This window comes from Brucella pecoris (assembly GCF_006376675.1).
Taxonomy (GTDB): domain Bacteria; phylum Pseudomonadota; class Alphaproteobacteria; order Rhizobiales; family Rhizobiaceae; genus Brucella; species Brucella pecoris.
Genome location: NZ_VEWK01000008.1, coordinates 37,628 through 54,939, shown reverse-complemented (window position 1 = coordinate 54,939; position 17,312 = coordinate 37,628). Strand labels below are relative to the sequence as shown.

Below are 17,312 nucleotides of genomic sequence, written 5' to 3'. Positions count from 1 at the left end.
GAAAGTGGCGCAACTGGCTTTCATGCAGGAGTTTAGGATGAAGACCGAACCGAACGAAGTCCACAACAGGCCGAAACTGGTCACCGTTTTCGGCGGCTCCGGCTTTGTCGGGCGCGCGGTCGTAGCGGCTCTCACCAAGCGCGGTTATCGTGTGCGCGTCGCCGTGCGCAAGCCGGAAGTCGCCTATTATATGGCACCGCTCGGCAATGTCGGCCAGATCCAGATGGTGCAGGCCAATGTCCGCAATCGCGCATCGGTCGAGCTGGTCGTCAAAGGCTCCGACCATGTCGTGAACCTGGTGGGCATTCTCGCCGAAAGCGGTCGCCAGCGTTTCAACACCGTTCAGGTGCTGGGCGCGAAGAACATTGCCGAAGCCGCCAAGGCTGCAGGTATCCGCATGACGCATGTGTCCTCGCTTGCAGCCGACGCCAACTCGCCGTCGGATTATGCGCGCACCAAGGCGGAAGGCGAAAACGCTATTCTTTCAATTCTGCCCGAAAGCGTCATCCTGCGCCCATCAATCATCTTCGGCCCTGAAGATCGCTTCTTCAACCGCTTCGCCAATATGGCACGCTTCTCGCCGTTCCTGCCGGTCATCGGCGGTGGCGACACCCGCCTCCAGCCGGTTTATGTGGGCGATGTCGCGGAAGCAGTCGCGCGTGCCGTCGACGGCAAGCTGATGCCGGGCGGTGTCTACGAACTCGGCGGCCCGGATGTGCAGCCGTTCAAGAACTGGATGAAGGATATGCTGCGCGTCATCGACCGCAAGCGCATCATCGTTTCCATGCCTTGGTGGGTTGCCCGCTTGCAGGCATCAGTCCTCGGCCTGCTGCCGAATCCGCCAATCACCAACGATCAGGTGACGCTGTTGAAATTCGACAACGTCGTTTCCGACAAGGCGATCAAGGAAGGCCGCACGCTGGAAGGCATGGGCATCACGCCGGAAGGCGTCGACGCCGTTCTGCCCGCCTATCTGTGGCGCTACCGCGTTGCCGGCCAGTACACCAAGACCGGCTTTGCGTGAGACATTTCATTTGCCGGAAAATGAATAAGGGGCCGAAAGGCCCCTTTTTGTTTAACCCCATACAAGCAATGCTGCCAGCCCCACCGATCCGATGATCAGGCGCCACCAGGCAAACAGCTTGAAGCCGTGGCGAGATACATAGTCGAGCAAATAGCGCACGACGAAAACGCCCGAGATGAAGGCCATTACAAAGCCCACCCCGATCAGCGCGCCGTCGTTGAACGACAGGATATTGCGGCTCTTGTAAAGATCATAGGCAAAAGCGCCTGCCATGGTCGGCATGGCGAGAAAGAACGAGAATTCCGCCGCCGAGCGCTTGTCCGCACCAAGCAGCAGCGAACCGACAATCGTGGAGCCGGAGCGCGACACACCGGGGATCATGGCCAGACACTGGATGAAGCCGATGGCGAGGCACATGGGCAGCGGATAATCCATGACATCGTGATAGCGCGGACGCAGATTGAGCTGGTCCACCCAGAGCAGAATGAACCCGCCGATGATGAGCATGATGCAGACCAGCATCGGCGTCTCGAACAGCACGCTCTTGATAAAGCCATGCGCCAGCGCACCAATAAAGGCAGCGGGGAGGAAGGCAACCAGAATGCCGAAGACGAAGCGCCGCGTGCGGGCATCGCGAGGAAAATCGGTCAGAATTTTCAGGAGTTTTGCCGAATAGACAGTCAGAATGGCCAGAATGGCGCCGAGCTGGATCAGCACCTCAAAGGTCTTTCCTGTGGATTCAAAGCCGAGAAAATGACCGATCAGCAGCAAATGCCCGGTGGAGGAAACCGGGATAAATTCGGTCAAGCCTTCGACAAGACCGAGAAACGCGGCTTCCAGCAGATTAAAAATATCCATGAAGTCAGTACCTTAGAATGGTGAGTACAATGGAGGCATCTGAACCGGCCCGCGATTGCGGGTGTTGAGGCGACAACGAGCACGTCCAGCGATTGCTTGTCTCCCGCAAACATAGGTCTTATAGACTTTATATTCCGTTGAGGCGGCGTCGAATCGCTTGGTAGCAGGAATAGCCTGCTGCATGTGCAAACGCCAGCCGCCGTGCCAATCTCCGGACGTTCAATTCAAGCTTCAGTCGAGAGTATCGCGTCGATCATGCTTACGCTTTTTCATCATCCCATGTCTTCGGGTTCGCGCTATGTGCGGCTCATCCTCGGCGAATATGGCGTTGAAGCGGAGCTGATCGAGGAACGACCATGGTCGCGCCGCAGGGAATTTCTGGCACTGAACCCGGCGGGCACCTTGCCCGTGCTTCTGGCTGAAAACGACCTTCCAGTCGTCGGCCCGACGGTAATCGCCGAATATCTGGACGAGACACGCGGTGCCTTGAAACGCAGCCGCCGTCTTCTGCCGGAAAGCCCGATGGAACGCGCCGAGGTACGCCGCCTCGTCGACTGGTTCCTGCTCAAGTTCGAAAACGAAGTGACGCGCCATATCGCCCGTGAACGTGTGTTCAAGCTGCAGATGGCCGCCGAGATGGGCGGTAGCGCACCGGATTCAACGGCCATTCGCGCCGCCCGCACCAATATCCGCCAGCACATGAAATATATCGACTGGCTGGCCGCCACCCGCGACTGGCTCGGCGGCGCGCATCCAAGCTACGCCGACACGGCGGCGGCGGCTTGCATTTCCGTGCTAGACTATCTGGGCGAGATCGAATGGAGCGAAACCAAAGCGGCACGTGACTGGTATGCCCGTATGAAGTCGCGCCCGGCTTTCCGTCCCTTGCTTTCCGACCGTGTTCGCGGACTTGCCCCGGTGGCTCATTATGGCGACCTCGACTTCTAGTTCCAAAACGGAAAAGCTGAAGCGCTTCCTGATCGAAGAGGCGAAGGCGGTTGGTTTCGATGCCGTTGCCTTCACCACGCCGGACGCAATTCCGCAGGCGCCTGAACGGTTGCGGCAATATATTGCCGACGGCCACCACGCCGATATGGAATGGATGGAAGAAACGGAAGCGCGCCGCGCCGATCCGAGTGTGCTGTGGCCGGAAGTCCGTTCCATCATGATGCTGGCAATGAATTACGGACCTGACGTCAATCCGCTCGCCATTCTGGACGAAAAAGATCGCGCGGCCATTTCAGTCTATGCGCAGAACCGCGACTATCATGACATCATCAAGGGTAAGCTGAAGCATGTGGCGAGCCGTTTTGCTGCGCGCGCCGGGCAGGACGTAAAAGTCTTCGTCGACACGGCACCCGTCATGGAAAAGCCGCTGGCTGAGGCCGCCGGTCTCGGCTGGCAGGGCAAGCACACCAATCTGGTGAGCCGCGAGCTCGGCTCCTGGCTGTTCCTCGGCTCGATCTTCACCACGGCGGAAATTCCGCCCGACGAGCCTGACCGCGACCATTGCGGCTCCTGCCGCGCCTGTCTGGATGCCTGCCCGACCAAAGCTTTCCCCTCGCCTTATCGCATCGATGCGCGGCGCTGCATTTCCTATCTCACAATCGAGAACAAGGGGCCGATCCCGCACGAATTCCGCAGGGCGATGGGCAACCGCATCTATGGCTGCGATGACTGTCTTTCCGTCTGCCCATGGAACAAGTTTGCGCAAGCCACCAGCGAAATGAAGCTTATGGCACGCGACGATCTGAAAGCGCCGCGTCTGGCCGATCTGTTGAAACTGGACGACGCGGCTTTCCGCACCTTGTTTTCCGGTTCCCCGGTGAAGCGGATCGGACGTGATCGCTTTATTCGTAATGTGCTGATCGCCACTGGCAATTCCGGTGATGAAGCTCTTCTGCCAGATGTCGAACGATTGCTGGAAGACGAAGCGCCAGTCGTGCGGGGTGCTGCTATTTGGGCATTGAAGCAATTGGCTGAACCCAACCGTGTGGCACAAATGCAGAAACGTCTGGCCTCCATCGAAGAGGATGCTACGGTACAGGCAGAGTGGAATACGGAGGCAGTCTGATATGCGCATTTTTCTGTTCGGAGCCGGCTATTCTGCACAGGCCTTTGCACAAAGGATGACCGGTGAGGCGGAACGCATCCACGGGACCACGCGGCACGAGCAGAAATTCCCGCTCCTTGAACAGGCAGGCATAAAACCGATACTCTTCGATGGCGAAACACCCTCGCCCGACGTTCTGGACCGGCTTGCCCAATCGACCCATGTGGTCGTTTCGATCTCTCCCGGTGAAAGCGGCGATCCGGCTGTCGCCGTCGTTGAAGAAGCGCTTCGCCGCCCCGACAACACCATTCGCTGGATCGGCTATCTGTCGACGGTCGGCGTCTATGGCGATCATCAGGGCGAGTGGGTGGACGAGACGGCACCCTGCAAGCCTGCATCCCGTCGCAGTCTGGAACGCGTCGAAGCCGAAGAGGCATGGGGACGTTTAAGCGAACGGCATGGAACGCCGCTCGCGGTCCTGCGCCTCTCAGGTATCTATGGACCGGGCCGCAACGCCTTCGTCAATCTGGAACGCGGCACGGCACGACGCATCGTCAAGGATAATCAGGTCTTCAACCGCATCCATGTCGATGACATTGCCGGCAGCCTTCGCTTTCTGGCAGGGACCAATACGGGCGGCATCTTCAATATCACCGATAATGAACCAAGCCCCCCGCAGGACGTCGTCACCTATGCAGCCGAACTGATGGATGTAACCCCGCCACCTGAAATCCCCTTCGCGGAAGCCGACATGACGCCGATGGCGCGCTCCTTTTATGGCGAGAACAAGCGCGTCTCCAACCAGCGCATCAGGGACCTCGGCTATGAATTTGCCTATCCCGATTATCAGACGGCCTTTTCGGCCATGTGGCGCGAGGATTGCTGGCGCTGATTTGCATTACCCCGATGGGACTGCTAAAAATTTGACCGCAATCAAACCGGGACAGACCTATGGGTAACGAAAAATCAGCAGATAAATAAGCCGCAACAGCTTTTCCAACCTGTTGCGGCATCTGCCCCGGACCTATTCCCTTTAAAGCGCATCCCGAAAAGTGTGTAACGGTTTTCGGATATGCTTCGATCAGATCGAAACGCGCTCTAGAGCATTTCCAGCAAAAGTGCGAAGCGGTTTTGCGTCGGATAATGCGTGAAAACAAATAGATAGAGCGGTTCCGACGATTCCGTTTAAACCGGAACCGCTCTAACGAAGGCAGATCGCCGCCCGACTTTTTTCTCGAGCGGATGCTTCGTCATGCCTTTTGATAACAAACAAAATTCACGTTGGGGTCACTCCCTGCCATTTGCGCTCGCGCTGATGGCTCCCTTCGACATTCTGGCTTCGCTGGCCATGGACATCTACCTGCCGGTGGTGCCTTCCATGCCCGCAATCCTGCAAACGACATCCGCCATGGTGCAGCTCACGCTCAGCCTCTACATGGTGATGCTGGGTGTCGGGCAACTCCTGTTCGGCCCGTTGTCGGACCGTTTCGGACGCAGGCCAATCCTGGTCGGCGGCGGATTGGTCTTCGCCCTTTCGTCCTTCGCTCTGGCGATCACCGACAATGCCACGTTATTCGTGGCGCTTCGTTTCGTGCAGGCAACAGGCGCCTCGGCGGCACTTGTCGCCACTTTCGCAACGGTCCGCGATATCTATGCGACGCGCCCCGAAGGCGCGACGATCTACGGGCTTTTCAGCGCTATGCTTTCCTTCGTCCCTGCCCTTGGGCCAATCGCTGGCGCACTCATTGCAAAGGGTTTCGGATGGCGGGCAATCTTCGCGACGCTTGGCGTGTTCGGCCTCGTCGCAACATGGCGCGCTTTGCGCCACTGGCACGAGACGCGACCGGCCAGCAATGCCTCAAGCACCGGAAGTTTGGGCCGGATCATGATGGATTTCAGTTTCTGGACCTATACGTTGGGCTTTGCGACGGCAATGGGCACATTTTTCGTGTTCTTTTCCACGGCGCCGCGCATTCTGATCGAACGCGGCGGTTTCGGCGAGACCAGTTTCAGCTTTGCCTTCGCAAGCGTCGCCATCGTTATGATCGCCGCCACGCGCATCCTGCCACGCCATACGCAAAGATGGGGCGCCCGCACTAGCGTCGCACTTGGCATGGCCGTGCTCCTTGCCAGCGCCCTGCTGCTTTTCGCGGGCGAGAAACTGCTGCAACCATCGTTCACAAGCCTCATCGTCCCGATGTGGCTTGCCGCCGTCGGGATCGTTCTCACCGCATCGATGACAGCAAATGGTGCGCTTGCGGCCTTTGATGACAGTGCAGGCATGGCCGTCGCAGTCTATTTCTGCATTCAGAGCCTGATCGTCAGTCTGGCAGGAACCGCGTTGGTCATCTTCCTGCCGGGCGATACTGCCTGGCCGCTGATCGTCTTCTGCACATTCATGCCGCTATTGGTTCTAGTCTTGCTTGCAAAGATACGGAAGGATTAAGGGAAATGGTGGTCGGCAGCTCCAAACTGTCGACCACCATTGAAGGCCCGCCCGTCACACAGCATAATGCCCGCAATCCGGTTGCCTTGATTCGCGACCGCAGCGCCCTTTGGCCAAACATGGAATTGCCCCATGATCGCAAACAAACTGAAAAAGATCATTCTCGCAGCCTCGCTGGCCGCAATGATTGCACCCGACTTCGTGCCGACGGCCATGGCGGAAGACATGCCCGCCAAACAGGCTTTCGGTGGCGAAACGCTTCCCGTGCTGGCGCAGCAGCCACAATCCATCGGCTTCTATGCCAAGGGTTGTCTCGCCGGCGCGGTGGCACTGCCGACCGATGGCCCAAACTGGCAGGTGATGCGCCTTTCGCGTAACCGCCGCTGGGGGCATCCGCGCATGATCGGTCTTCTGGAAAAACTATCCCGCGATGCAGCACAGGATGGTTGGCCCGGCCTGCTCGTCGGCGACATCTCGCAGCCCCGCGGCGGTCCAATGCTCACCGGCCACGCTTCGCATCAGGTCGGCCTCGATGCCGATATCTGGCTGACGCCGATGCCGAAAAAGCGGTTTACCGATGCCCAACGCGAGAGCGTTTCTGCCGTTTCGATGCTGAAGCCGGATTCGCTATACGTCGATCCCAAGAAATGGACCCCTGCCCGCACGGCCCTCATCAAACATGCCGCAAGCTATCCGGAAGTCGAGCGCATCTTCGTGCATCCGGGCATCAAGAAGCAGCTTTGCGACACGGTGACGGGTGACAGAAGCTGGCTCGGCAAGGTGCGTCCCTATTGGGGTCACTTCTATCATTTCCACGTCCGCCTGACCTGCCAGCCCGGTTCGCCCCAGTGCAAGCCGCAGCCGAAAGTGGCTGCTGGCGACGGTTGCGACAAGTCGCTTGCCTGGTGGTTCACCGACGAGCCATGGAAGCCTGCAAAGCCGTCGAAGGAACCGCCGAAAAAGCCACGTCCGGTCATGGTTTCCGATCTGCCGAAAGCCTGCGCTGCCGTCCTCAACGGCCCTGCACCGAATTCGGTCGCAGATGTCACCTACGGCGCGCAGTAGAAGGGCTTTTGAAGTAAAACCTCTTTTCAGGTCTTTAGTGCTTCGCTATAGGTTTAAAACGATTTAGAATGCTAATGACAAGGTTATCAACTCGTAAGGTTGCTCATTCATGACGGAACGCCTGCGCATCGCATTGATCGCCCACGATCAGAAGAAGGATGACATGGTTGCCTTCGCAACGGCTCACGAGCAGGCGCTGGCCCGCTATGACATCGTGGCGACAGGCACAACCGGCGGTCTCATTCTGGATGCCTGCCCCTCACTGAGCATTCAGCGTGTGAAAAGCGGGCCGCTGGGCGGGGACCAGCAGATCGGCGCGATGATCGCGGAAGGCACGGTCGAAGTGCTCATCTTCTTCATCGACCCGCTGTCGCCACTACCACACGATGTCGATGTGAAGGCGCTGACGCGCCTCGGCAGCGTCTATGACATTCCCATGGCGCTCAATCGTGCAACAGCGGAAAAACTGATCAAGGCGCTTGATTAAGCATGCACAAGACAAGCTCGCCCGTGGGGGGACCATTGCGGGCGGAAGACATGACCAGGGAGAGGACATGCAAGCGACTACAGCATGTCTCCCAAAAGTGGGAACCGGTTTTGGGACAAAGACATGCATGAAAACAAAGAGATAGAGCGGGCCGAACAGAGTTTCCGGTTTCCAGTACTCGTCGGCGATATCGGCGGCACCAATGCCCGCTTTGCTATCCTCGTGGATTCCAATGCCGAGCCGAAGGAGTTTCCCGTTCTCCAGACGGCAGATTATGCCACCATCGATGAGGCGATACAGAGCGCCATTCTCGATCACACCTCGATCCAGCCACGGTCCGCCATTCTTGCTGTGGCCGGCCCCGTCGACGGCGACGAGATCGACCTTACCAATTGCGACTGGGTCGTGCGCCCGAAGAAGATGATCTCCGATCTCGGTTTCGAGGACGTGACGGTGCTAAACGATTTCGAGGCGCAGGCGCTCGCTGTTGTGTCTCTCGGCAGCGATCATCTGGAGCAGATCGGCGGCAAGCCGGAAGAAGTGATCGCCACCCGCGTCGTGCTCGGGCCGGGCACAGGGCTTGGCGTTGCCGGTCTTGTCCGCACGCGCCATGCATGGGTGCCGGTTCCGGGCGAAGGCGGTCACATTGATATCGGTCCGCGGAGTGAACGCGATTATCAGGTCTTCCCGCATATCGAGCGCATCGAAGGCCGCGTCGCAGGCGAGCAGATTCTGTGCGGGCGCGGCCTGCGCAATCTTTATCTTGCCATCTGCGCCGCCGACGAAGTTTCGCCAACGCTGGAGACACCCGCCGACATCACCTCAGCCGGGCTTGACGGCAGCAATGCGCAGGCGGAAGAAACCCTGCATCTGTTCGTCACCTATCTCGGGCGTGTTGCGGGTGATCTGGCGCTGATCTTCATGGCGCATGGCGGCGTCTATCTTTCCGGCGGCATTCCGCAACGCATCCTTTCCGCGCTGAAGGCCGGCGCCTTTCGCGAAGCCTTCGAAGACAAGGCCCCGCACAAGGCCATCATGCGCGACATTCCTGTCCGTGTGATCACGCATCAGCTTGCGGCCCTTACTGGCCTTTCGGCCTTTGCGCAGGCCCCTGCCCGTTTCGAAGTCTCGACCGAAGGACGCCGCTGGCGCATCGACTGACCGGCAAAGCTTGAGGATGGTCAAGCCGCACGGATAACGTTATAGAAACGCTGCACTGAAATTGCCGCTGGCTTTTTCAGTGCAGCGTTTCCGTATGGGAAGTCGTATTTTTCAACGATAGCCGCCGGGTCAGCCGGAAGGCTCTGAGACAAAAAGCGCTTTTGCACGTGAGTCTATTCAAGAAGAAGAACAAGAAGATCGATACGGGCGAAGCCACCCGCGTAATCCGGCGCATGATGTCGGAAAACATCCGCGAATATAAAAAGAATTACATCATCGCCATCCTTGCATCGCTGATCGTCGGCGGCTCGAACGGTGCGCTGGCCTATATGATGAAACCGATGATCGACAAGATTTTTGTCGAGCAGCAGCTCAATCTGGTCTGGATCATCTGCGGCACACTTCTCGCGCTGTTTATCTTTCGCGGCATTGCCGGTTATGTGCAGGCGGTGGAACTGGCCAAGATCGGTAACAATCTGGTCGCGCGTTATCAGAAGCGCATCTTCGACCATCTGATGAAGCTCGGCCTCGACTTCTACAACGATACCCGCTCCGGCCATTTGGCGGCGCAGATCAACCAGAATGTTTCGGGCATTCGCGATCTTCTCAACATGACGATTTCGTCGATCGCGCGCGATCTCATCTCGCTTATCGGTCTCATCGGCACGATGTTCTACATGGACCCGGTCCTGTCGGTTGCAATTTTCCTGATCGGCCCGCCGCTCATTCTCGCCGTCGCCTATATTTCTCGCCGCATCCGCTCCGTCACCCGCGATCTCGTGCATCTCAATTCCCATCTGCTGGGCGCCATGCAGGAATCGATTCAAGGCATTGCCATCGTCAAAGCCTTTACGATGGAAGATCAGTTGCGCGCCAAGATCGGCAAGCTCATTGACCAGTCCGAAGGCCGCAGCAACAAGATCGCCAAGGTCTCCGAACGCACGACGCCCATCTCCGAAATGCTGGCCGGTGTTGCCGTCTCCGGCGTGCTGGCCTATAGCGGCTATCGCGCCATTCTCGAACAGCAGCCGCCCGGTGCAACCTTTGCCTTCATCACTGCTATGCTGCTTGCCTATGATCCGGCCCGCCGTCTTGCCCGCCTTCAGGTCGGGCTGGAGAAGGCGCTCGTCAATGCGCGCATGATCTATGAAGTACTGGATATTGAGCCGCGCCAGCGCGATCTTCCCGGCGCTGTGGAGCTGAAAGCCGGCCCCGGCGAAATCCGCTTCGAGGATATCTATTTCTCCTATAACGAGACAGCCCCTGTGCTGCATGGCGTCAGCTTTGTCGCCAAAGCGGGCGAAACCACCGCCGTGGTCGGTGCTTCTGGCGCGGGCAAGTCGACGCTCATCAATCTCGTCCAGCGCTTCTACGATCTCGACAGCGGCAAGATCCTGTTCGACGGACAGGATATCGCACAGGTCAGAAAGCGCTCATTGCGCCATGCCATCGCCTATGTCTCTCAGCAGCCCTATCTGTTCGAAGGCACCATTGCCGACAATATCCGCTATGGCCGCCCGGACGCGACGGATGAGGAAATCATCGAGGCGGCCAAGCTTGCCCATGCGCATGACTTCATCCTGCAACAGCCGCAGGGCTACGATACTCCTGTCGGCGAAAACGGTGTGACCCTTTCCGGCGGCCAGCGCCAGCGCGTCTCGATCGCCCGCGCCATTGTCCGCAATGCGCCAGTTCTCCTGCTCGACGAGGCGACTTCCGCGCTCGACAATGAATCGGAGAAGCGGGTCCAGCAGGCGCTGGAAGGCATCATGCAGAACCGCACCACAATCGTGATAGCGCATCGCCTTTCCACGGTGGTCAATGCAGATCGCATCGTGGTGATGGAAGCCGGTCGCGTTGTGGAGGAAGGCCGTCACGACGATCTGATCGCCATCCAGAACGGCGTCTATGCGCGCTTCTATCAATTGCAGAGCGGCAACGGCGATATCATCACCGAACAGTCGGCAGAAGAATTGCGGACAGGAGAACCCCGATGAGCGGAGAAACGCAGAACAGCGAAATGGGCCTCGTGGTCGTCGGCGCGGGCGGGCGTATGGGCCAAACCCTGATTCGTACCATCCAGACCATCGAAGGTGCGAAGCTGGTCGGTGCCATCGAACGCTCCAGCTCTCCCTTTCTGGGCCGCGATGCAGGTGAAGTGACCGGCATTGGGCCGCTCGGCGTCACCATCACCGACGATCCGCTGCCAGTCTTTGCCAAGGCGCAAGGCGTCCTCGATTTCACAAGCCCCACGGCCAGCGTCGAGTTTGCAGGGCTTGCCGCGCAGGCGCGCATCGTTCATGTCATCGGTACGACAGGCTGTTCGACCGAGGATGATGAAAAAATCCGCGCCGCCGCCCGTCATGCAACCATCGTTAAATCCGGCAATATGAGCCTTGGCGTCAATCTTCTGTCCGTTCTCGTGCAGAAGGCAGCGCAAGCGCTCGACCCGCAAGATTTCGACATCGAAATTCTCGAAATGCATCACAAGCACAAGGTCGATGCACCGTCCGGCACTGCGCTGCTTCTTGGAGAAGCCGCAGCCAAGGGCCGCGACATCGCACTGGCGGAAAACAGCGTCCGCGTGCGCGACGGCTATACGGGCCCACGCGAAACCGGTTCCATCGGCTTTGCAACGTTGCGCGGCGGTTCTGTGATCGGTGATCATTCGGTGATGCTGGCCGGTCCCGGTGAGCGCGTCGTTCTTTCCCATCATGCCGAAGACCGTTCGGTCTTTGCGCGTGGCGCCATCAAGGCCGCACTCTGGGCCTATGGCAAAAAGCCCGGTCTCTATTCCATGCTCGACGTTCTCGGGCTGAATGACTGACTATCTTTATTAATGGAGCGTTGCATATGTCTCGTACTCTCGTCCTGGTCCGCCACGGTCAAAGCGAATGGAACCTCAAGAACCTTTTCACCGGATGGCGCGATCCGGGCCTGACCGAACAGGGCCATGCCGAAGCCAAGGCCGCTGGCCAGCGCCTGAAAGCCGCCGGTCTCAAGTTCGACATCGCCTATACGTCTGCGCTGTCGCGTGCACAGGTGACCTGCCAGCACATTCTTGACCAGCTCGGCCAGTCTGATCTCAAGACAATCCGCGATCAGGCTCTGAACGAGCGCGACTATGGTGACCTGTCGGGCCTCAACAAGGATGACGCCCGCGCCAAGTGGGGTGAAGAACAGGTCCATATCTGGCGCCGTTCCTATGACGTCCCGCCTCCGGGTGGCGAGAGCCTGAAGGACACCGGCGCGCGCGTTTGGCCCTATTATCTGCACACGGTGCAGCCGCACGTGCTGCGCGGCGAGACGGTTCTGGTTGCCGCACACGGCAATTCACTCCGCGCACTCATCATGGCGCTCGACGGCCTGACACCGGAACAGATTCTCAAGCAGGAACTCAACACCGGTGTTCCGGTCGTTTACCGGCTTAATGCCGATTCGACTGTCGCTTCGAAGGAAATCCTCGAAGCCTAAGAGAGCATTTCCAGCAAAAGTGTGAAACGGTTTTGCGTTCGGAAATGCGTGAATACAAACAGACCGAGCGATTCCGATGTTTCATGTTTCCGCTCTGCCTGGCTGTGAACTTATCGGGCGCGTCAGCGCGCCCGTCCCTCTTTTCAACGCGAAAAAAGCATCGGCTGAAAAAAAGCTGGCTGAATGTCGAAAACGCGATTGACAGAGGCAGGTCGACCCCTTAGATGGGTCCTCGTCGCCCAGATGGCGGAATTGGTAGACGCACCAGCTTCAGGTGCTGGCGCTCGCAAGGGCGTGGAGGTTCGAGTCCTCTTCTGGGCACCATTTCCAAGTCTTCGGACCACTACCAAGGTTCTGAAGCACCCCAAAAAGCCCGCGCAAGCGGGCTTTTTTGCTTTCTGGCTGATTGTTCCGGTTGAACCGCCCTTCGAACTGATTACCCCTTCCGGCGCTTCCCGCTTTTCTTGCCCCTGTTGCAACGGATGACCGTTCCGCGCATTCTCGTCATACGGAAATCGGAGGCGAGATGAGCCATGCAACAACCGGATTATGATCGGGACTTTGGCGAAATCATCCGCTGGCTGAAGCAGGAAGGCCTCATTTTGCAGACCGATCTTGAAGGCAATACGGAGCTTTCCACCCGCGCCGAGCGCATTGACCGCAAAAGGCGCAAGGCAGCAGAATCATTTCCTGACAGCGCTCGTCTATCCTGATCCGGCCCCAATCTGTAAGGTAGGCCCCGCGTGGCGGGCTTTCTGGGAGGAAAATCATGCGACGGATCATTGTTGGAACGTTCCTGAGCCTCGACGGCGTGATGCAGGCGCCGGGTGGACCGGAAGAGGATCAAACAGGCCAGTTCGAATATGGCGGCTGGACAGTGCCCTATTGGGACGATGTGGTTGCCGGAGCGATGGGCGAGAGCTTTTCCAAGCCGTTCGACCTGCTTTTGGGCAGACGCACTTACGATATTTTTGCTGCCCACTGGCCGCATCAGGAAACGGACCCCGACGCCCCCGGCTTTGTGCCCGGCGAGGGTGAAATCGCCAGAATGTTCAACGAAGTGACAAAATATGTCGCGACGCACAGGCCGGAAAGCCTGAACTGGCAGAACAGCGAGCTGCTGGGCGACGATATCATCGCCTCATTGAAAGCCATCAAAGCGACCGAAGGTCCCGACCTGTCAGTTTCGGGCAGCAGCGAACTTGCGCATCAGCTGCTTGCCAGCGATCTGGTCGATGAATTGCGGCTGTTGATCTATCCAGTCGTCCTCGGCACGGGCAAGCGCCTGTTCGACGGACAGTCCATGCCATCGGCTTTCAAGCTGGTTAGCTCCACCACATCGCCCAGCGGCGTCATCATTGCCAATTATCAGCGTTCAGGCGATCTCAAGACCGGTTCTTTTGCGATGGACCACCCATCGGAAGAAGAGATCGAGCGACGCAAGAACCTTTCCTGATTTCGATCGGGCTTTCCGGCCCCGGACAACTGGGGCCCCCTTCCGTCGGCAGGGCTTTGTCAACAGCCCGATGAATTGTGCCTATTGCGCTGATCTCGCAATTGGCGGCACAATCCGACGATCTTTTGACCCTAATCCATTTGCTTACAAATATAATAACGGGGAGCGAATATGCGCCGGAAAGGCTTGCTGGAATTCGAAGGGAACAGAACGCTTTACGGCCTGTTTCTGTTCTGCGCGGTCTGCGCCATTGCAGGCAGTCTCATGAGCTATAATGGTGAAGCTTCCGCATGGCGCTGGCTGCATTATCTGACCAAACCGACCGCGACCCTGCTGCTGCTTGCCGCCGTCCTTTGCGCCGGGCGCCCCAAATCGAAAACCTATGGTTTTGCGGTCGCCTTTGGCCTGGCTTTTGCCGCACTCGGCGATTTCTTCCTGATGCTGCCCGGTGATTATTTCATGGCGGGACTGATCTGCTTTCTCATCACCCATTGCGCCTATATCTATGCGCTTTGCCGCGGTGCACGCTTTGCCGCGCATAAAGGCGTTTTCGTCCTTTTCGCCATCGCAGCCTTTGCCATCATAGCGGGACTCTGGTCGTCGCTGCCGACACCCATGAAAATCCCCGTCATCATCTATGCCGCTGCACTCGGCATCATGGCGGCACAGGCGATGAGCCGCGCGCTTGACACCGAACCGGAAACGCCGCAGCGCTACGCCGCCTGGCTTGCTGCAGCAGGTGGCCTCTTCTTCATGGTAAGCGACACATTGCTTGCCTATGGACGGTTCAGCGTCGACATTCCGCTGAACGGCCTCTGGGTGCTTGCAACCTATTATGCCGCGCAATTCCTCTTTGCCCGTTCGACGGAGGATTTTGCCTATGACAACTGAAGAACAGGCGTTGCAAACCGCATTCGAGCGCCTGCGACAGGCATGGCTTGAATATCGGCCTGCCTATGAACAGCGGCTGGACGACCTGAAGCGTCTGCGTGAAAGGCTCGAAGCGAGACTGGATGAAATGGCGAAAGCCATCAGCACAGATTTCGGCAATAGGTCGTTGCACGAAACCCTGCTCGGTGAAGCCAGCGTCGTTTTTGCCGAAATCGACGATGCCCTGCACAAACTCAAACGCTGGATGAAGCCGAAACGCCGCAAGGCAGGTTGGAAAATGTGGCCTGCCAAAGCCGAAATCCGCTATGTCCCGCTCGGTGTAGTGGGGATCATCGCGCCATGGAACTATCCGGTCAATCTGGCGCTGGCGCCGCTTGTCGCGGCAATCGCAGCCGGAAACCACGTTTTCCTGAAACCATCCGAACACACGCCGCGCACTGCCGAATTCCTGCAGAGCCTGCTTGCCGATGTTTTTCCGGATGATCGTGTTGCCGTAGCGCTCGGCGACGCATTGCTTTCCGCGCAATTCGCGTCGCTGCCATTCGACCACCTCTTTTTCACCGGCTCTACTGCCGTCGGGCGCAAGATCATGGCAGCCGCTGCGCCGAACCTGACCCCGGTCACACTCGAGCTTGGCGGCAAGTCGCCCGCCATTGTCAGCGAAAACGCCAACCTCAAACGCGCCGCCCGCGCAATCGCCACAGGAAAATTCTTCAATGCGGGGCAAACCTGCATCGCGCCGGACTATGTTCTGATCCATCACAGCAAGCGCGACGAATTCGTGGACCTTCTGCGTGCCGAAATGCAGGCGCGCTACAGTGGCACATCCTCGGAAAAAGACCGCACGACAATCATCAATGATGCTCAGGAAGCGCGACTGTCGAAACTGCTGGCCGATGCCGCAAACAGGAGCGAGGCCATCATCGAGCTTCCGGCGGGCTCCAAACAGCCGCGATCAATGGCGCCCTCACTCGTGCTGGAACCTACCACAGACAGCGCGATCATGCAGGAGGAGATTTTCGGCCCGCTTCTGCCAATCGTCAGCTATCGCCTGCTCGACGATGCAATCAGTTTTGTTTTGAAACTTGATCGTCCGCTGGCGCTATACTGTTTCAGCGACAACACGGCAGAGATCGAAATGATGCTCAGCCGTATTGTTGCGGGTGGCGTCTGCGTCAACGATACGCTTTATCACTTCGCCTGTAGCGACTTGCCGTTCGGAGGCGTGGGCGCGAGCGGCATGGGGCAATATCATGGCCATGACGGCTTTCTGACCTTTTCCAAGGCCATGCCGGTCCTGACCAAATACGCCCCGGCTCCAAGCGATCTCATCAAGCCGCCCTACACAGGTCTTACCGACAGGATGATCCGTTTCATTGCAAGGTAGTCGCCTAATTGTGTAGGGGATTGCTATTCAAACGGGCGTGCAACCTGTCTATATATAGGATGTTGCAATACAGTTTCAGACGGATACCAGTTTATCTCACTGGCGGATGTCATAGTCTTTCGGAACCGAATACCTGACAGGTGAAAAACGGGTGCTGAAGAAGAAAGAACCAAACCGGATATCGAAATCCATCCTGACGGCTATCCGGAACAGGCCGGGCTACAGGCCGCTCAACGCCAATATTACCGGCGGCGATATCGTCATTGCATCCTACAATGTCCACAAATGCATCGGCATCGACAAGCAGTTCAATCCGCAACGCACGACCGAAGTCATCAGTGAAATCGACGCGGATGTCATCGCCCTGCAGGAAGCCGACAGGCGTTTCGGCGAGCGTTCCGGCTTACTCGATCTCGGCCTGCTCGAGCGGCGCCACGGTCTCATACCCGTCCCCATCACCTCAACAATGCCCAAGGGCCATGGCTGGCATGGCAATGTGCTTCTGTTCCGCGAAGGCGTGGTGCGCAATGTGCAGCAGCTCAAGCTGCCCGGTGTCGAGCCGCGCGGTGCACTGGTCGCGGACTTGCAGTTTCCGGCAGGCCCCTTGCGCGTGATCGCCGCGCATCTTGGTCTCTTGAAACGTTCCCGCGAGCAGCAGGCCGAAAGCATTCTCACCGCCTTGCAGGAGGCCGACACACTGCCGACCTTGCTGATCGGCGATCTCAACGAATGGCGCATCGGCAAGCGCTCGTCGCTCGCGGCTCTGATGCCGACCTTCAATCACGTCGCCACAGCAGTCCCGAGTTTCCCTTCGCGGTTCCCGGTTTTTGCCCTGGATCGCGTGCTGGGTGCGCCGCACAATCTGGTTACATCGGTTGAAGTCCACAACACGCCGCTGGCGCGCCTGGCATCCGATCATCTGCCCATCAAGGCACATCTCGATCTCAAATCGGCAACAAACCTGCTTGAAGAATACAGCCCGGAAATATTCACGAGCAGAGCTGGATAGT

17 protein-coding genes and 1 tRNA gene are annotated in these 17,312 nt (G+C 58.3%); 17 read left to right on the top strand and 1 reads right to left on the bottom strand.

What is annotated here, in order from left to right:
* Nucleotides 1-37 precede the first annotated feature (37 nt).
* Nucleotides 38-1,024: a complex I NDUFA9 subunit family protein gene (locus tag FIB18_RS15225; protein ID WP_140021512.1), complete on the top strand. Its 987-nt coding sequence runs from the start codon at nt 38-40 to the stop codon at nt 1,022-1,024.
* Nucleotides 1,025-1,075: 51 nt separating this feature from the next.
* Here the strand turns inward: FIB18_RS15225 and FIB18_RS15220 are convergent, their stop codons facing one another.
* Nucleotides 1,076-1,882 carry an undecaprenyl-diphosphate phosphatase gene (locus FIB18_RS15220; protein WP_140021511.1) on the bottom strand — a complete coding sequence of 269 codons (807 nt, stop codon included), beginning with the start codon at nt 1,880-1,882 and terminating at the stop codon, nt 1,076-1,078.
* 255 nt (nt 1,883-2,137) lie between these two features.
* Between FIB18_RS15220 and FIB18_RS15215 the strand changes: the two genes are divergently transcribed.
* The 16 genes from FIB18_RS15215 to FIB18_RS15140 all read left to right on the top strand — a co-directional run bounded on the left by FIB18_RS15215 (nt 2,138) and on the right by FIB18_RS15140 (nt 17,311).
* Nucleotides 2,138-2,830: a glutathione S-transferase family protein gene (locus FIB18_RS15215; protein ID WP_105543267.1), complete on the top strand. Its 693-nt coding sequence runs from the start codon at nt 2,138-2,140 to the stop codon at nt 2,828-2,830.
* Nucleotides 2,811-3,956: a tRNA epoxyqueuosine(34) reductase QueG gene (gene queG / locus FIB18_RS15210; protein ID WP_140021510.1), complete on the top strand. Its 1,146-nt coding sequence runs from the start codon at nt 2,811-2,813 to the stop codon at nt 3,954-3,956. The genes FIB18_RS15215 and queG overlap by 20 nt, the downstream gene beginning before the upstream one ends.
* A gap of 1 nt (nt 3,957) precedes the next feature.
* Nucleotides 3,958-4,827 carry an SDR family oxidoreductase gene (locus FIB18_RS15205; RefSeq protein ID WP_140021509.1) on the top strand — a complete coding sequence of 290 codons (870 nt, stop codon included), beginning with the start codon at nt 3,958-3,960 and terminating at the stop codon, nt 4,825-4,827.
* A gap of 360 nt (nt 4,828-5,187) precedes the next feature.
* The gene (gene cml / locus FIB18_RS15200; protein WP_140021508.1) at nt 5,188-6,381 is read left to right on the top strand and encodes a CmlA/FloR family chloramphenicol efflux MFS transporter; all 1,194 of its coding nucleotides are present in this window, start codon (nt 5,188-5,190) and stop codon (nt 6,379-6,381) included.
* Between the two features lie 132 nt (nt 6,382-6,513).
* Nucleotides 6,514-7,446, top strand: a complete 933-nt coding sequence (mepA, locus tag FIB18_RS15195; protein ID WP_140021507.1) for a penicillin-insensitive murein endopeptidase — start codon at nt 6,514-6,516, stop codon at nt 7,444-7,446.
* Between the two features lie 109 nt (nt 7,447-7,555).
* Nucleotides 7,556-7,933, top strand: coding sequence for a methylglyoxal synthase (locus FIB18_RS15190; RefSeq protein WP_105542529.1), 378 nt, complete (start codon nt 7,556-7,558; stop codon nt 7,931-7,933).
* A gap of 123 nt (nt 7,934-8,056) precedes the next feature.
* Nucleotides 8,057-9,094 (top strand): glucokinase, encoded by a 1,038-nt coding sequence (locus FIB18_RS15185; RefSeq protein ID WP_140021506.1) that lies wholly within the window; start codon nt 8,057-8,059, stop codon nt 9,092-9,094.
* 167 nt (nt 9,095-9,261) lie between these two features.
* Nucleotides 9,262-11,091 carry an ABC transporter ATP-binding protein gene (locus FIB18_RS15180; RefSeq protein ID WP_140021505.1) on the top strand — a complete coding sequence of 610 codons (1,830 nt, stop codon included), beginning with the start codon at nt 9,262-9,264 and terminating at the stop codon, nt 11,089-11,091.
* A complete protein-coding gene (gene dapB, locus FIB18_RS15175) occupies nt 11,088-11,921 on the top strand; it encodes a 4-hydroxy-tetrahydrodipicolinate reductase (protein ID WP_140021504.1) in 834 nt (277 codons plus the stop codon). The genes FIB18_RS15180 and dapB overlap by 4 nt, the downstream gene beginning before the upstream one ends.
* A gap of 26 nt (nt 11,922-11,947) precedes the next feature.
* Nucleotides 11,948-12,568 (top strand): 2,3-bisphosphoglycerate-dependent phosphoglycerate mutase, encoded by a 621-nt coding sequence (locus FIB18_RS15170; RefSeq protein ID WP_010659395.1) that lies wholly within the window; start codon nt 11,948-11,950, stop codon nt 12,566-12,568.
* Between the two features lie 237 nt (nt 12,569-12,805).
* Nucleotides 12,806-12,892: transfer RNA gene (locus FIB18_RS15165), tRNA-Leu, on the top strand.
* A 209-nt stretch (nt 12,893-13,101) separates the two neighbouring features.
* The gene (locus tag FIB18_RS15160) at nt 13,102-13,281 is read left to right on the top strand and encodes a hypothetical protein (RefSeq protein WP_140021503.1); all 180 of its coding nucleotides are present in this window, start codon (nt 13,102-13,104) and stop codon (nt 13,279-13,281) included.
* A gap of 56 nt (nt 13,282-13,337) precedes the next feature.
* Nucleotides 13,338-14,024, top strand: a complete 687-nt coding sequence (locus tag FIB18_RS15155) for a dihydrofolate reductase family protein (RefSeq protein ID WP_140021502.1) — start codon at nt 13,338-13,340, stop codon at nt 14,022-14,024.
* A gap of 171 nt (nt 14,025-14,195) precedes the next feature.
* Nucleotides 14,196-14,915, top strand: a complete 720-nt coding sequence (locus FIB18_RS15150) for a lysoplasmalogenase (protein WP_140021501.1) — start codon at nt 14,196-14,198, stop codon at nt 14,913-14,915.
* Nucleotides 14,905-16,302 (top strand): coniferyl aldehyde dehydrogenase, encoded by a 1,398-nt coding sequence (locus FIB18_RS15145; RefSeq protein WP_140021500.1) that lies wholly within the window; start codon nt 14,905-14,907, stop codon nt 16,300-16,302. The genes FIB18_RS15150 and FIB18_RS15145 overlap by 11 nt, the downstream gene beginning before the upstream one ends.
* A 151-nt stretch (nt 16,303-16,453) precedes the next feature.
* Nucleotides 16,454-17,311 (top strand): endonuclease/exonuclease/phosphatase family protein, encoded by an 858-nt coding sequence (locus FIB18_RS15140; RefSeq protein ID WP_140021499.1) that lies wholly within the window; start codon nt 16,454-16,456, stop codon nt 17,309-17,311.
* Nucleotide 17,312: the final 1 nt, after the last annotated feature.

What these genes read in the sequence shown, in the direction of transcription:
- dapB (WP_140021504.1), top strand. Translation starts at nt 11,088, where the DNA reads ATGAGCGGAGAAACGCAGAACAGCGAAATGGGCCTCGTGGTCGTCGGC.
- FIB18_RS15170 (WP_010659395.1), top strand. Translation starts at nt 11,948, where the DNA reads ATGTCTCGTACTCTCGTCCTGGTCCGCCACGGTCAAAGCGAATGGAAC.
- FIB18_RS15205 (WP_140021509.1), top strand. Translation starts at nt 3,958, where the DNA reads ATGCGCATTTTTCTGTTCGGAGCCGGCTATTCTGCACAGGCCTTTGCA.
- FIB18_RS15215 (WP_105543267.1), top strand. Translation starts at nt 2,138, where the DNA reads ATGCTTACGCTTTTTCATCATCCCATGTCTTCGGGTTCGCGCTATGTG.
- mepA (WP_140021507.1), top strand. Translation starts at nt 6,514, where the DNA reads ATGATCGCAAACAAACTGAAAAAGATCATTCTCGCAGCCTCGCTGGCC.
- FIB18_RS15220 (WP_140021511.1), bottom strand. Translation starts at nt 1,882, where the DNA reads ATGGATATTTTTAATCTGCTGGAAGCCGCGTTTCTCGGTCTTGTCGAA.
- FIB18_RS15150 (WP_140021501.1), top strand. Translation starts at nt 14,196, where the DNA reads ATGCGCCGGAAAGGCTTGCTGGAATTCGAAGGGAACAGAACGCTTTAC.
- FIB18_RS15225 (WP_140021512.1), top strand. Translation starts at nt 38, where the DNA reads ATGAAGACCGAACCGAACGAAGTCCACAACAGGCCGAAACTGGTCACC.
- FIB18_RS15190 (WP_105542529.1), top strand. Translation starts at nt 7,556, where the DNA reads ATGACGGAACGCCTGCGCATCGCATTGATCGCCCACGATCAGAAGAAG.
- FIB18_RS15145 (WP_140021500.1), top strand. Translation starts at nt 14,905, where the DNA reads ATGACAACTGAAGAACAGGCGTTGCAAACCGCATTCGAGCGCCTGCGA.
- FIB18_RS15185 (WP_140021506.1), top strand. Translation starts at nt 8,057, where the DNA reads ATGCATGAAAACAAAGAGATAGAGCGGGCCGAACAGAGTTTCCGGTTT.
- cml (WP_140021508.1), top strand. Translation starts at nt 5,188, where the DNA reads ATGCCTTTTGATAACAAACAAAATTCACGTTGGGGTCACTCCCTGCCA.
- FIB18_RS15160 (WP_140021503.1), top strand. Translation starts at nt 13,102, where the DNA reads ATGCAACAACCGGATTATGATCGGGACTTTGGCGAAATCATCCGCTGG.
- FIB18_RS15155 (WP_140021502.1), top strand. Translation starts at nt 13,338, where the DNA reads ATGCGACGGATCATTGTTGGAACGTTCCTGAGCCTCGACGGCGTGATG.
- queG (WP_140021510.1), top strand. Translation starts at nt 2,811, where the DNA reads ATGGCGACCTCGACTTCTAGTTCCAAAACGGAAAAGCTGAAGCGCTTC.